Below are 1,032 nucleotides of genomic sequence, written 5' to 3'. Positions count from 1 at the left end.
ACGGTCAAGGCAACGGTCGTCCCCAGAGTGGCAGCACCGAGGGTGACGGGCCCAGGGCCGACCATTCCGAAGACGATGGTGCACTACTTCCAGCGGCAGGGCGCGCAGCTCCGCTCCATCAAGGCTCCGGCATTGGAGACGTCCAAGGAAGTGGAGGCTGCGCCCACGCAGTCTGTGAGCGCGAAGCTGGGAGACATGACAGTGGAGCAGTTGGCCAGGGCCATCGCCGCCAACAAGGCCATGGGCATGCCCTCCTGTATCCTCAAGCAGTTGCAGGATGCTCTCGACACCAAGGTCGAGGAGAACCGGCAGAACGAGGATCCTTCCAAGCTGCTCGAACACCTGACCACTATGCAGCACAACATGCGGAAGCGTCGGGATGCGACGAAGGCCGAGGCCGAGGAGCTCCAGCGCAAGCTGGATGCCATCAACTCTTCGGTGGCGGACCTCGACCACGACCTGGCAGTGCTTCAGCAAAACATCGCGGACTTGGTCGCGAAGCAAGCTGGCACGGGCTTGCAACCCACGAAGCGGGGAGGAGAGGCACCGGCGGGTTTCCGGTTCTTGAAGGAGGCGCTGGATGCGCCGGACGCCATGCTCGCCACGCCGGAGTACCTTCTGTACAAGGCAGCTCAAGAGGCACAGGGTGGCGCCGTGCTATGTCCTCTTTGCTGGTGTTTATACAAAGCCCTTGGGCCACTGGACGACGACTCAGCTGGTCAAGCGTCGAAAAGGCAGTGCACAGCCGCTGGAGCGAACGGCGATCGCATGGTCGACGACAACCTCTAGTGGAGGAGGGCGTCCATCTTAGCGGTGACCTCACCGCGGCTCTTATGGCCCAGTATGGGATACAGCGGCAGCAGGCGCAGGAGCATTGGCAGCCACCGCGGCCTCTGGTCGCGGATAAGACCTCAGGATGGGCTCAGTGGCCGCAGGCGCAGAAGCTATGGCGACAGCAGCTTGCACGCACCAGCACGAGCGCTGGCACCCTCTGCCGCACTGACGCGCGGCACCGCAGCGGCAGCACCCGGC

1 protein-coding gene is annotated in these 1,032 nt (G+C 63.8%); it reads left to right on the top strand.

Annotation, left to right across the window (positions count from 1 at the left end):
- Window positions 1-789, top strand: a 789-nt coding sequence (locus ABWQ00_RS16305; RefSeq protein WP_353239711.1) for a hypothetical protein, incomplete at its 5' end; no start/stop codon positions are given.
- Window positions 790-1,032 lie beyond the last annotated feature (243 nt).

The sequence above is a fragment of the Limnohabitans sp. genome (assembly GCF_040400975.1).
Taxonomy (GTDB): domain Bacteria; phylum Pseudomonadota; class Gammaproteobacteria; order Burkholderiales; family Burkholderiaceae_C; genus Limnohabitans_A.
The sequence above is the reverse complement of the archived record's forward strand: the minus strand, read 5'-3'. Positions and strand labels throughout refer to the sequence as shown.